Origin of the sequence: Anaerocolumna sp. MB42-C2 (genome assembly GCF_030913705.1) — a bacterium.
GTDB lineage: Bacteria > Bacillota > Clostridia > Lachnospirales > Lachnospiraceae > Anaerocolumna.
In genome coordinates this window covers 3,641,896-3,656,247 of sequence record NZ_CP133190.1, presented here as the reverse complement: position 1 = coordinate 3,656,247, position 14,352 = coordinate 3,641,896, and the positions used below count along the sequence as shown (strand labels likewise).

Below are 14,352 nucleotides of genomic sequence, written 5' to 3'. Positions count from 1 at the left end.
GTATCTCTACTATTTGCGGCAGTTTTTATATTTAGAGCTTTACAAATACTGCTTTCATATCTTGTTTCAGAAACAAAACAGTCTCTTCCGATTCAAGCGGTTTACAGAAATAATATCCTTGAATGATATTACAACCAATACTTTTCAGATATTCATACTGCTCCTTTGTTTCCACTCCTTCCGCAATTATTTCCGCATGTATCCTGCGGCCAAGCAGGATTATAGCCTCAACAATTACTTTATTCACATTAATTTTAATATTTCCAACAAATGACCGGTCTATTTTTAAACTGTCTACGGTAAAATTTTGAAGGTTTTTTAATGTATTATATCCTGTGCCGAAATCATCCAGCAAAACTTTTATTCCTATTTTTTTGAGAAGTTTCATGTTTTCTTCCACTGAATGAATGTGTTCCATATAGGAGCTTTCTGTTATTTCAAGCTGCAGGTATTCGGGTGAAAGCCCTGTCTTTAATAGAATTTCCGATACCATTTTAATAAACTCCGGCTGTTTTAACTGCAGAACCGATATGTTTACCGAAACACTGCTATTATAGATTCCTGCATCATGCCATTCCTTTATTTGTCTACAGGCAGTATCTAGAACCCACTCCCCTATGGGTATTATTAATTTGGATTCTTCTGCAAGACAAATAAATTCATTGGGACTGATAATACCATTCCCTGGTTTCCTCCATCTAATAAGTGCTTCCAGACTTACTACTTTCTTCGCTTTCGCTTCCACCAGGGGTTGATAACATAAGTAAAATTCCTGCTTCTCCAAGGCACTCCTTAAACTCCGCTTCAGATCATCCCTGTAATTAATACTTCTGCTCATTTCATAATCATAAAATTTTATGTTGTTTTTGCCGTTTTCTTTTGCCTGATACATTGCTATATCTGCTTTTTTAATCAACCCTTTACCATCCTGCCCATTTTCCGGAAAAACCGATATTCCAATACTGAACGTTGTGTAAAGCTTATGCCCGTTAATTTCCACCGGATACTCAAATATTTTAAGAATGTCATTAGCAATAAGCTCCGCCTCTTGCTTCTCTGTTAGATTGTTTAGTAAAAGTGTAAATTCATCTCCGCCGATTCGGGATAACATATCTTTTTTTCTGATACAGGATTTCAGTCTGTCAGCCACTTTTTTTAAAAATCTGTCACCAATATGATGTCCATAAGTATCATTAACAATTTTAAAATTGTCAATATCTAAAAATAACACAGCAAAACATATACCTTTTGCTTTTGATATCTGTATGGTATCTTTCAGACTATTCATAAATGTAGCTCGAAGCGGAATGCCTGTCAGGATATCATAATATGCAAGGTAGTTCAATTTACTTTCTGTTTTTTTTCTTTCGGTAATATTCGTATGAGAACCTGCTATGCGGATTGGTACTAAATTTTCATTAAACAGCACCTTGCCTTTACTGGATACCCAGATATATTTACCTGTTTTTAATTTTATCCGATATTCATATAAATAATGGGAGCATTTATTATTCAGGCAATTTTTAATATTATTTATGACTGCTTTCTTATCATTAGGATGGATCCGGTCTACCCACTTATCGTAATAGCCCAATACCTCAGATTCCTCAAAACCCAGCATAAGACTCCAATCCTCCGATAAATAAGCTGAATTCTTTAAAAGATCCCAATCCCAGATGCCATCACTTGCCCCTTCTACGACCAGTCGATACCGTTCTTCAGTTACTTTTAAAGCCTCATCCTGTTTCTTTAATTCTGTAAGATGATGTTTTAGCTCTTCTTCCTGAGCCATCAATTCCTCATTCATGGCGGCCATTTCCTTCTGCCATACACTTAATTCCTCATTGGCTTCTTGCAATTTCTTTTCTGTGAATTTAAATCCGGTAATATCAACTCCTGTTGTTATTATGTATTCATCACCGCTTTCATCCGGTATAGAATAACTGTCCCATTTAAAATACAGTTTGCAAGTATTTTTAGTTATCAACGGCCCGGTATATTCATAATGGCGTGCCATATTCTCTTTACCTATTGCCTTTTCTCTAATCAATCCTTCCACTTCTGCAGGTAAAATTGTACTGACTTTGATTTCTCCCTTTACAAAACTATCGTTAATATCTGCCAGTCGCCCGGCATATTTATTCAACCAGACTACTGTGCCGTCAGGCCTCCATATAATGAGAACAATATGCTCCGTATTAAAAAATCCGGTTAGAAATAACTTATGATTTTTTATATCACAAGTATCAATATTTTCGCTGATATTTTGTGTAGTTTCCAGTGCTTTTACACTTTTATCTCCATCCATTAAAGTACCGCCTTCATTTTTAACAAAGAATAATATTATTTTGCCAAGTGATAAGTAAATTGCATTACTGCTTATAGGAAATCATAAAAATGTCGAATTTTAATTATTTTAATAAATTTATGTAAAATATTATACGCTATTATTTTAATCATTTATACTTTGAATTTCAAATTGTCAATGTCACGGTAATGACAATTTTATCTATATCTTAGGAACCACAAAAGGTAAACTAGTCGGGCTTTTTATGCAATAGGACGCAATTATCTATTGCATAAAAATAAGACTATGGAAAAACCATAGTCTTAGATCGCAAATATAAGGGCCGTCGCCTTTTTATTAATAAATTCACCATTTTAAAAAACTGTTTGATACTAATCCATTAGTACCATATTGAGTATTCACATTTATAACGCAGGCCTAATCAATTTCAAAGTGTATTATACTGCAAGGAGGTATTACAAAATCCAGCCCACCCTCAGTAAGTTTAAATTCGGTAAATTCTTCCGTATGTACTTTATCAGGGTTCTCGAACGTATTATAAGCATCCATCTTATTGGTTAATATTTCTGCCTTAACACCATTTACTTTTCTGTCAACCAGGATACTGTTAATATTATAGGACTGGCTTACAGATAAGTTATTAAGGGTAATATGTAATCTTCCGTCTGGATCTACGGAAGCAGATTCAGAAAGGTTAGGAACCTTTGCTTCTTCCGGACCGACTTCCTCTGTATCAATATAACTGTCTACTAAAGTGGCATCCTGGTGGCATTTATACATGTTAAAGACATGATAGGTAGGGGTTAAGAGCATCTTATCCCCTTCCGTCAGAATTACAGATTGCAGTACATTAATAAGCTGTGCAATATTGGCAATTCTAACACGGTCACTGTGTTTGTTAAAGATATTAAGGTTGATACCTGCTACTAATGCATCACGCATGGTATTCTGCTGATACAAAAATCCCGGATTGGTTCCAGGTTCTACATTAAACCAGCAGCCCCACTCATCCACAGCTAAAGCAACTCGTTTGTCCGGATCATACTTGTCCATAATTTTACTATGTCTGGTCACCAGCTCTTCCATATGTAAAGCTTTCTTTAAAGTAATATACCAGCCTTTTTCATCAAATACGGTGGCCGAACCTTTATCTTCCCAGTTCTTTTCAATGGTATAATAGTGCAGGGATAAGGCATCCATATAAGGAGAAGCCATTCTCATAACCGTATCGCACCACTCATAATTACCCTCATTTGGACCGCAGGCAATCTTAAAGAGGCGGTTATCACCGTAATTCCTGCAATAAGTCTGATATCTACGGTACTCGTTGGCATAATATTCAGGTGTCATATTACCGCCGCAGCCCCAGTTTTCATTACCAACTCCGAAAAATTTAATTTTCCAGGGTTCTTTTCTTCCGTTTTTCGCTCTTAGGTCTGCCATAGGTGAAACCCCGTCAAAAGTCATATACTCAATCCACTCTGACATCTCCTGAACCGTACCGCTTCCAAGATTGCCGTTTATATATGGCTGACATCCAATCTGATCACATAACTCCAGGAACTCATGGGTACCAAAGCTGTTATCCTCCAATACTCCGCCCCAGTGGGTATTAATCATTTTCTTACGGGTTTCCTTAGGACCAATGCCATCCCTCCAGTGATATTCATCTGCAAAACAGCCGCCCGGCCAGCGAAGCATCGGTAGTTTCATTTCCTTGAGGGCATTTACTACATCGGTTCGCATTCCGTTTTTATTGGGAATTTTAGAATTCTCCCCTACATACAGTCCTTCATAAATACATCTGCCCAGATGTTCGGAAAAATGTCCATAGATTTCTTTGTTAATCCTGGATTTTTTGTTACCTGCATTAATAATTAACTTACTCATACCGTACCTCCATATTAATTTTAGATTTTACTAAAATAATTTACATAAGTTTTCATTTACCAATATTCTACTATACGATATTAATTTTGTCAATGGGGTTATAGCTCAGCTCAAAGTAAACATTACGGTTCAACTCGCAGCTGAATTGTAACAAAGGAAGCGAAACGCCTTGTTCATTTTAGTTATAAATAAAACGAACCGCCTTATCAATCCAATCAGACGACATATGGCTGTCACCATACTTTTTATCACCATATACAAGATAATTACCCAGTGACAGTCCATGGCAGCCGCTTTTATAAATATGCAGTTCCGTTGGTACTTTATGTTCAATTAACGCAGATGCAAACATCATAGAGTTTTGCACCGGAACCGCTTCATCATCATAAGTATGCCAGATAAAGGTCTCCGGAGTATCTTTTGTGACCTGTTTTTCCAGACTATTAAATTCAAGCCATTTTTCATTCTCTTTCTCATCCCCCAGTAAATTTTCAAAGGACCCGCGATGAGCATATTCGCCGCTTGTAATAACAGGATAGGATAAAATCAGCTTATTGGGTTTTATTTTATCAGGTTCTATACTAAGCAGCTTAAAAATATAATCATGATTCCAGAACACACCGGTTGATGCAGCCAGATGACCCCCTGCCGAAAAACCGCATACGCTGATGTTATCCGGGTCAATATGATATTCGTCTGCATGATCTCTTACATATAAAACCGACAGCAAAGCTTCACACAAAGCAACTGGAAAACGAACCGGTGCGACATGATATTTTAAAACAAAGGCACAGATTCCCTCAGATATATATTTTAGTGCTACCGCTTCATTTTCACGGTCAGAGGTGAAGCCATAGGCCCCTCCGGGAAGCACCACTACAGCGGGATGAAGCCTGTTAGTATCTATATCAGGTGAATTATCCGGTATGTAACAGCTAAGGGTCACCGGCTGTTTTGGTGCATTTTCTAAATTAGTTTTGATTTCCGTAGTAAAATATTTCATATAATTTCTCCTCTCTGATTAAACCTAAATCCGATCTAGGTAATCGTGAAACTTTACATTCAAGTCTTCCTTATAATTATGATAGAAAAAGTATAGCACTGTACTATATATTCTTCAAGAATTGTCGGAGCTCTTTCATAAAAGTTTGTTGAAGAATTTATATTTTGCTAAAATAGTACTATATTTTTCATAAAACATGGGTTAAAATAGAAGAAAGCTTAACTGCCCTAAACTGTTAGGCAAAAAACGTAACTATAAGAATATTACTTGGAGGTTTTTAACATGTTATTTGGTGCTTTAGAAGCCGGCGGTACTAAAATGGTACTGGCTATCGGCAATGAAAATGGTGAAATTCTTGAGCAGGTATCCATTCCTACCGAAACCCCTTCTATTACAATTCCTAAAATAATTGAATATTTTAAAGGTAAAGAAATTGCAGCTTTGGGGATTGGATCTTTTGGTCCCATTGATTTAGATAAAAAATCAAAAACTTATGGATATATTACTTCAACCCCAAAATTGGCATGGGCTAATTATGATCTGGTTGGCAATCTAAAAAAGGAGCTGCCTATTCCTATCGGATTTGATACGGATGTTAACGGATCCGCATTGGGAGAAGCTACCTGGGGAATAACGAAAGATGTAGAATCCAGTATATATATAACCATTGGTACTGGTGTTGGAATTGGTGTATATCAAAACGGCGGATTGTTACACGGAATGCTTCATCCGGAGGCAGGACATGTACTTTTAAGTAAACATCCGGAGGATAATTTCGAAGGAGTATGCCCATATCATCCAAATTGCCTGGAAGGTTTAGCATCCGGTCCTTCCATTGAAAAACGCTGGGGTAAAAAAGCGATTGAATTAAAGGACAACCAAAAAGTCTGGGAGATAGAAGCATATTATATTGCTCAGGCACTTGTTGGTTATATCTTAACGCTGTCACCTCACAGAATCGTATTAGGGGGCGGTGTTATGCATCAGGCGCAGTTATTCCCTCTTATACGCAATAAAGTAACCGAATTATTAAACGGTTATGTAAGGACTTCCCAGATTAATGATATGGAGCACTATATCGTTCCTGCTGCCTTAAATGATAATCAGGGAATTATGGGATGTATTCAGTTGGCTAAAATGGAATTAAAAAATAAATAAATTTAATGGCTGCACTAAACCTGTTTCTTAGAAGTTTTTATAATAGGAATGTTTTGTGCAGCCATTTAAAGTTTTTGTATGAAGTCCAAATCCGACTGAACATAATTAAACCAGCTTATATCGGGTCAATCTTAAGACATCAAATATATTTTATGACGGTATCCCAATTGGGCTCCCATTCCTGTAAAATAATACTTTTACATCCGATTGCCAAATGCAGTTCATTGTCATCCCACCTGTCACCAATACCGGCAATAAAATTATTTTTATCTTTTAATTCTAATACAATCTTCATTCTTTCTTCCTGATTATCCCCTAAGTATACTTCCCCTTCCGGAAATCCAACTTTCTTAAGCCACTTTCTTGTTACATCAATATATGAATTATGTCGTGCTCCAATATAAATGAGCTTATACTTCACTGATAACTCTCTCAAACATTCTATACTTCCATTAGTAGGTAAATCACTTAATATATTATCTTCTGTATTAAAATCCGGTGTATCCGCTAAATGTATGCGATTCCTCTGGTCACAAATAGTTCCATCAATAAAAACAAGAATAGAATCCATCTTATCATCCCCTTATATGAATATATTAATAAACTTATTTTACCACAACTTATCCAAAATATCAAACATTTGTTCTGTTTATTGGTAATTTTTTATTCTTTTTCTAAATACTAATAATTTTAAATATAACGTTTATAATTATCCTGATAAGCATATAATACTCTCATTATCTAATGATATCCCTTATCATTTTTTCAAAATGAAAAATTTAAGCCATCCAGGTAATTGTTTAATAACTTTATTATCCGAATTGACTTTTGACACCCTAATCCTAAAGTTATGTATTTATAGGAGGTACACATGTATAGACCACCTAAACATAAAACAACCGCAGTCTATCTTCTATTGTTACTCTGTGCCGCTGCCATAGCCATTGGAATATTCGTTTACTTTTCTTTCCTGCCAAAAGTTAAAAAATCCGTAACCCTGGAAGCAGGCAGTGCAATGTATGATGTAAAGGAATTTTTAACAGATAAAGATGATACTGCTGCTTATGAAACCGATATTTCTGCTCTGGATCTTAATACACCGGGAGTCTATGAAATCAGGATAAAAGCAAACGGTAAACGATACGATTCTAAACTAAAAATTGTTGATACCAGACCTCCTGCTGCGATAGTAGTCGATCAGGCTGCACCTATAGGGGTAGAACTAAAGCCGGATACATTCCTCTCAGATATCCGTGATGCTACCAGTGTAACCACTGTCTATAAGACTCGTCCGGATTTTAATAAAACCGGAGAACAGCCGGTAACCCTGGTTCTATCCGATACCAGCCAGAACCGGACAGAATTACCCGCCATTCTTACCCTTCTTGATCTGAAAAATAAAATACAAATAGAAGCCGGCTCACCGGCTCCTGATATTAACGAATATTTAAATACTGCAGACTATAAGCTTTCCTATGAAACCGATGTGGATAAATTAAATTTTAATAAACCGGCTGTGTATGATATCAGGATTAAGGCAGATAATAATACCGTAACCTGTAAACTGGAAGTAGTTGATACAACTCCTCCAACAGCTGTAACCATGAACCGGGTAATCTGGGCCGGAGAGAGCATAAAGGCCAAGTCCTTTGTGAAAGATATTTCCGATGCTACTGATGTCACCGTATCCTACAAAGTACCGCCTGACTTTACAAAAGCAGGTACCTCAAAGATTAATATCATACTAAAAGATACCAGTGGAAATCAAAAAGACCTTGCTGCCAAACTTACAGTAAAAAAGGATACAAAAGCACCTGTTATTATCGGTGCCATGAATAAGACAGTTTATATTGGCGATAAGGTTTCCTACAAGAATAATATATCTGTAACGGATAATAAAGATAAGGATGTTCCACTTAAAATTGACAGCAGTAAAGTCAACTTACGAAAAGAAGGTTCTTATCCGGTTATTTACACCGCAACGGATTCCAGCGGTAATAAGGCGAAAAAAACCATTACTGTAACAGTAAGAAAATATACCGTAGACAGAAGTGTTCTGGATAACCTGGCACAAAATATTCTCAATAACATAACGAATTCCTCTATGACCAAACGTGATAAAACTTATGCAATTTATAAATGGACAAAAGGACATATTGCTTATACCGGACACTCTGATAAAAGTGATTGGGTAAAAGAAGCTTACAACGGAATTAAAAATGGGGTTGGGGATTGTTTTACCTATTTTGCCGTATCCAAAGAATTATTAACCCTCACTGAAATCGACAACCTGGATGTTACCAGAGTCGGAGGCAGAACAAGACACTATTGGAGTATGATTAATATCGGCAGCGGCTGGTATCACTATGATTCCTGTCCCAATGTTGATCATAAGGAATCTTTTATGCTGACTGATACTAAGCTGGCACAGCTCTCCGGTGAAAGGGGCAATAACTATTATAATTATAATAAAGATCTGTACCCGGCTACACCTAAGGAGTAATTTTGTTAAACAAAATTAGGCAATTGCAAAGCTATATAGTTTTTTGAATATACCATGCATATAGAGATAATATGTGAGTTTCGCAATTACCTAAATTAAATAAAAAACCGAAAGGAGAATCTTTACGAAGAAATTAGGAGTTATCGGCGGACTCGGTCCCTTTGCTACAGCATACTTTTTTGACTTAATTTTAAAAATGACAGATGCAAAAGCTGATCAGGAGCACCTGGAAATGGTAATTTATAACTGCCCCTCTATACCGGACAGAACCTCCCATATTCTTGGCAAAAGTAAAAACAACCCGGTAATTCCAATGATTGAGATTGGGACTAAACTCGTTTCCCTGCAGGTGGATTATATTGCCATTCCCTGTATCACAGCTCACTTTTATCATTCTTTGCTGTCACAAAAATTAGCTGTTCCAATTATTAATATGATACAGGAAACCGCAAGACATCTGCAAAATAATAATATAGAATATGTAGGGTTGGTGGCAACGGAGGGAACCGTCTTCAGCAGAATATTTCAGGAAGAATTGAAGTTTTACAAAATTCGAGTCATCGTACCTAACCGGCAGGGGCAAGACTATATAAACAGCATAATCTATGATAATATCAAAGCCGGTATTAAACCTGAACTGGACAAGTTCCAATCTGTAACCCAGGAACTAAAAAAACACGGTGCCGAGGTTATTATAATCGGGTGTACCGAACTATCCCTTATCAAACGGGATTATCCCATTGGGGCCGGTTATATTGATGCCATGGAAGTATTGGCGGCACAATCCATTTTATTATGTGATACAAAATTAAAAAAAGAATTTCACTGTTTAATCTCAAAATAAAAGCAACCGGTGCCGGTTAAGGAGTTAGAGATGTTACGTAATGTTTTAGAATATTTAGAGGCTACCGTGAGACAAAAGCCGGAAAAAACTGCATATGCCAATGAAGAAGACCACATTACCTTTCGTGAAGTATATGAGTATGGAAGGGCAATCGGAACCTTTCTTAGCGATGAGAAAATCTATAAGGAACCCGTCATCGTATTTATGAAAAAACATCCGGCCTCTATTGTCGCTTTTTATGGAATTGTTTATGGGGGCAATTATTATGTACCTCTTGATGAGGAAATGCCAAAAAACCGGATTAAGCTTATTTTTAAAAAACTAAATCCCAATGCCGTAATCTGTGATGAAACGACTCAGGATATAATTCCGTCTTTAGATTATAAGGGTAAGATATTCCTATATAAAACGATTATAAAAACGGCCATTAAGGAAGATATTATAGCTAAAATCAGAGATAAAGCAATTGATACGGACCCCATCTATATTGTATTTACCTCGGGTTCAACCGGTATTCCAAAAGGAGTGGCTGCCTGTCACCGCTCCGTTATTGATTACATTGAAAATTTATCAAAAGTGCTGCAGATCAGCGAAGATACCGTCTTCGGAAACCAGACTCCCCTCTATGTAGATGCCTGTCTAAAAGAACTGTATCCTACCTTAAAATTCGGTGCAACCACTTACCTGATTCCGAAAAGTATATTCCGCTTTCCGGTTAAGCTGGTAGAATTCTTAAATGAATATAAGATAAATACAGTGTGCTGGGTCGTGTCCGCCCTTACTATGATATCCGCTTTTGGTACCTTGGATAAGGTGATCCCCAAATACCTTCATACCATAGCCTTTGGCAGTGAAGTATTTCCCATAAAACAATTTAACCTCTGGAAACAGGCTCTTCCTAAGGCACGTTTTTTTAACCTATACGGTCCCACGGAAGCTACCGGAATGTCCTGTTATTACCTTGTCGACCGTGATTTTAATTCAGAGGAAGTTATGCCGATTGGACGGCCTTTTCAAAACACGGAAATTATATTACTGGATGAACAAAATCAAATACCGTCTCCCGGTGACACCGGTGAGATCTGTATCCGCGGCACTGCACTTACCCTTGGTTATTATGGGGATTTTGATAAAACAAAAGAAGTCTTTGTCCAGAATCCGTTAAATACGGCATACCCCGAATTGATCTACCGTACCGGTGATCTGGGACGATACAATGATCGGGGAGAATTAATTTTTATTTCCCGTAAGGATAACCAGATCAAACACATGGGACACCGCATTGAATTAGGTGAAATCGAAATGATTGTAAATAACTTAGGCGGTATTAAAGCCGCCTGCTGTTTATTTGATGAAGATAAGAAAAAAATTCTCTTATATTACGTCGGCAGTCTCAAGGACAGCGAAGTTATTAATAAGATGAAAGAAAAGCTGCCACGATATATGCTGCCCAATGTTATCAGATCTCTTGAAGAAATGCCCCTCACACCGAACGGTAAAATAAACAGGGTATTTCTAAAGGAGTCTTATTACAAAGATAATAAATCATAAGTCTGAAAAACCGATTTACTTAAAACTGTTAATGTATCCAAGTTATACACATTATAAAAAGGAGGAAATGAGGACACTATGGAACAATTAATCGAACTATTAAAAAGTATTCATCCGGAAATCGATTACGAAACCTGCAATACCTTAATTGATGATAATATCATAGATTCTTTTGATATTGTAACCCTGATATCTGAAATTAATGATGAATATGATGTAGCTATTCCGGCAGATGAGATTACTCCGGATAACTTTAATTCGGCTAAAGCACTCTATCAATTAATCGAACGTTTATCTGATGATTAGGAATTGCATATCTGAACGAGCTATTCGTTAATGGTATATTGTATATTGATACATTTATTGTGATACGCATACCAGGTAACTTATAAGAATGAGGGGGTTTCATGCTTTTCACATCCCACAGCTTTGTTATTTTTTTGATTCTGTTATTTATAATTTATTACCTGATACCGAAAAAATTTCAGTGGATATTGCTTCTGACTTCCAGCTATATCTTTTATTTCTTTGCAGGAAACTGGTATCTGACTTATATTCTGTTTACAACGGTTTCCACTTATTTCGTAAGTCTTAAATTAAATCAGTTGTCTGTCCTGCAATCCGCTTATTTAAAAGAAAAAAAAGCCTCGCTTACCAGGGAAGAGAAAAAGGAATATAAAGCAGCTGTAAAAACCAAACGTTTTCGCTGGCTTTTATTATGCTTATTTCTTAATTTCGGTATTTTGGGAATTTTAAAATATACTGACTTTGCAATCTATAATATTAACATGATTTTTAATCAGGAATTGTCTTTTTTTCAGTTCCTGCTTCCCCTTGGCATCTCCTTTTATACTTTTCAGTCAATGGGTTATATTATTGATATTTACCGGGAAAAGTATCCCGCTGAAAAAAACATAGGCAAACTTGCTTTGTTTATCTCATTTTTTCCCCAGTTGATACAAGGCCCCATCAGCCGTTTTGATGACCTGAAAGAAACCATGTTTCAACATCATGAATATAACCAAAGAAATATTACCTTCGGGCTTACCAGGATTTTATGGGGATATTTTAAGAAATTGGTTGTGGCTGACCGTATTCTTACCGCCGTAAATACTATTATCGGGGCTCCGGATAAATATCAGGGCTCCTATGTATTAATGGGAATGTTCTTTTACGCCATTGAATTATATTCCGACTTTACCGGAGGCATTGACATAACAATCGGAATTGCCGAAGTTCTGGGCATCCGTATCAAAGAAAACTTTATAAGACCATACTTCTCTAAATCCATTGTGGAATACTGGCGAAGATGGCACATTACCTTAGGTACCTGGTTTAAGGAATATATGTTTTATCCGATTTCGGTTTGCAAGCCAATGTTAAACCTGTCTAAAACCTGCAGAAAAACCTTTGGTGAGAATATAGGCAAACGGATTCCCGTATATATCGCAACTTTGGTGGTCTGGTTTACCACCGGTTTCTGGCATGGCGGAAGTTGGAATTTTATTGTATGGGGGTTATTAAACGGTATCATTATCCTTATCTCACAGGAGTGTGCGCCCCTTTATGAGAAATTCCACAGCAGATGCCCTATCGGACATACTTTTTATTACCGTTTATTTCAGGTAACCCGTACTTTCTGGCTGATGAGTTTCTTAAGGACTTTTGACTGCTACCGGGATGTAAGTACCACCATTAAAATGTATGGAACCATTTTTACTGATTTAAATATACAGGAAATCCTAAGCGGAGGTTTTATGGGGCTCGGGCTTACCTTAGCCGATTATGTGGTGCTTATCCTTGGCGTAACCACTATGTTAACTGTCAGTTTAATCGGACGGCGAGGAAGCGTCCGCAAAAAACTGTCGGCAAAACCGGTTCTTATCAGGTATGCCATATATTTCATCCTGTTTCTTTCCGTCCTGATATTTGGTGCATATGGCATCGGTTATAATGCAAGCCAATTTATATACAGCCAGTTTTAACCTTAGGAGGAGAATATGAAGAAAAATTTGCGTTTAAATCTCATCGTAATAAGCTTTTTTATCATTTTCCTTATATTATTGCAAGACTTATTTATGCCAAAATATGTATCGGAAATCCATGAGGGTAATTTAATTGAAGAATATTATGCCGAAGAAAAAAATCATGATGTTATATTTGTTGGTGATTGCGAAGTTTTTTCTAATATCTCACCCATTACCTTATGGGAGGATTACGGGATCACCAGTTATATCAGAGGCAGTGCCCAACAGCTGATCTGGCAGTCCTATTACTTATTAGAAGAGACGTTAAAATATGAAAAACCGAAGGTGGTAGTATTTAATGTATTAGCCATGAAATATAACGAACCACAGAATGAAGCTTATAACCGGATGACTTTAGATGGCATGAAGTTTTCTTTAACAAAATTAAAAGACATCCAGGCATCCAAAACGAGGGATGAGAGTTTTCTGTCCTATTTGTTTCCTATTCTTAGGTATCACGCCAGATGGTCCGACCTTACCTTGGATGATTTTAAATATCTGTTTCATAGAAAAAGGATATCCAGTAACGGTTATCTGATGCGTGTTGATGTTAAGCCGGTTACTTTTATTCCTCCCGGGAAAAAACTTCCCGATTATCAGTTCGGAGCTAACAGCTATGATTATCTGAATCGGATGACCGACCTTTGCAGGAAAAATGGAATCCAACTGGTATTAATCAAATCCCCCAGTGTTTATCCCTATTGGTATAGGGAATGGGATCAGCAGATAAAAGATTATGCTGCAAAGAATGATTTATTATATATAAATTTTCTCAACTATATAGATGAAATGGGCATTGATTTTACTACGGATACCTGTGACGCAGGTCTTCATCTGAATCTTTCCGGCGCAGAAAAATTCACCAAATATTTCGGTGCTATACTAAGTCATTCTTTTAAAATTGAAGATAAAAGAAAAGCTCCGGAATTAAGCAGGGTGTGGAAAGAAAAAGCAGATTTTTATTATGCTACCAAAGAAGCACAGCAGGCCGAATTGAAGAAATACGGTTACTTAAAAAGTCTGGGTGCCCAGGCCGTTACAAGGGACAATGAATAGATTAAAAAGACA

General features: G+C 36.7%; 11 protein-coding genes. 7 read left to right on the top strand and 4 right to left on the bottom strand.

The window, feature by feature from the left end; all coding sequences use genetic code 11:
* Positions 1-31 precede the first annotated feature (31 nt).
* From RBU59_RS16220 to RBU59_RS16210, 3 genes are all read right to left on the bottom strand, one after another.
* Positions 32-2,308, bottom strand: a complete 2,277-nt coding sequence (locus tag RBU59_RS16220; protein WP_308143548.1) for a sensor domain-containing protein — start codon at positions 2,306-2,308, stop codon at positions 32-34.
* A 417-nt stretch (positions 2,309-2,725) separates the two neighbouring features.
* Positions 2,726-4,198 carry an alpha-N-arabinofuranosidase gene (locus RBU59_RS16215; protein WP_308143547.1) on the bottom strand — a complete coding sequence of 491 codons (1,473 nt, stop codon included), beginning with the start codon at positions 4,196-4,198 and terminating at the stop codon, positions 2,726-2,728.
* 178 nt (positions 4,199-4,376) lie between these two features.
* Positions 4,377-5,201, bottom strand: coding sequence for an alpha/beta hydrolase (locus tag RBU59_RS16210; RefSeq protein ID WP_308143546.1), 825 nt, complete (start codon positions 5,199-5,201; stop codon positions 4,377-4,379).
* Positions 5,202-5,483: 282 nt separating this feature from the next.
* Here RBU59_RS16210 and RBU59_RS16205 point away from each other — a divergent pair, with 282 nt between their 5' ends.
* Positions 5,484-6,359 (top strand): ROK family protein, encoded by an 876-nt coding sequence (locus RBU59_RS16205; RefSeq protein WP_308143545.1) that lies wholly within the window; start codon positions 5,484-5,486, stop codon positions 6,357-6,359.
* A gap of 139 nt (positions 6,360-6,498) precedes the next feature.
* Here the strand turns inward: RBU59_RS16205 and RBU59_RS16200 are convergent, their stop codons facing one another.
* The gene (locus tag RBU59_RS16200; RefSeq protein ID WP_308143544.1) at positions 6,499-6,930 is read right to left on the bottom strand and encodes a hypothetical protein; all 432 of its coding nucleotides are present in this window, start codon (positions 6,928-6,930) and stop codon (positions 6,499-6,501) included.
* 300 nt (positions 6,931-7,230) lie between these two features.
* On the opposite strand from RBU59_RS16200, the gene RBU59_RS16195 reads away from it, so the two are divergent.
* The 6 genes from RBU59_RS16195 to RBU59_RS16170 all read left to right on the top strand — a co-directional run bounded on the left by RBU59_RS16195 (position 7,231) and on the right by RBU59_RS16170 (position 14,340).
* Positions 7,231-8,862 carry an immunoglobulin-like domain-containing protein gene (locus RBU59_RS16195; RefSeq protein ID WP_308143543.1) on the top strand — a complete coding sequence of 544 codons (1,632 nt, stop codon included), beginning with the start codon at positions 7,231-7,233 and terminating at the stop codon, positions 8,860-8,862.
* A gap of 118 nt (positions 8,863-8,980) precedes the next feature.
* Positions 8,981-9,706: an aspartate/glutamate racemase family protein gene (locus RBU59_RS16190; protein ID WP_308148592.1), complete on the top strand. Its 726-nt coding sequence runs from the start codon at positions 8,981-8,983 to the stop codon at positions 9,704-9,706.
* Positions 9,707-9,736: 30 nt separating this feature from the next.
* Entirely contained in the window at positions 9,737-11,257 is a 1,521-nt protein-coding gene (locus tag RBU59_RS16185; RefSeq protein ID WP_308143542.1) for an AMP-binding protein, read from the top strand.
* A gap of 78 nt (positions 11,258-11,335) precedes the next feature.
* Entirely contained in the window at positions 11,336-11,563 is a 228-nt protein-coding gene (locus RBU59_RS16180) for an acyl carrier protein (protein ID WP_308143541.1), read from the top strand.
* 101 nt (positions 11,564-11,664) lie between these two features.
* Positions 11,665-13,242, top strand: a complete 1,578-nt coding sequence (locus tag RBU59_RS16175) for an MBOAT family O-acyltransferase (protein WP_308143540.1) — start codon at positions 11,665-11,667, stop codon at positions 13,240-13,242.
* Positions 13,243-13,257: 15 nt separating this feature from the next.
* Positions 13,258-14,340 (top strand): SGNH/GDSL hydrolase family protein, encoded by a 1,083-nt coding sequence (locus tag RBU59_RS16170; RefSeq protein ID WP_308143539.1) that lies wholly within the window; start codon positions 13,258-13,260, stop codon positions 14,338-14,340.
* Positions 14,341-14,352: the final 12 nt, after the last annotated feature.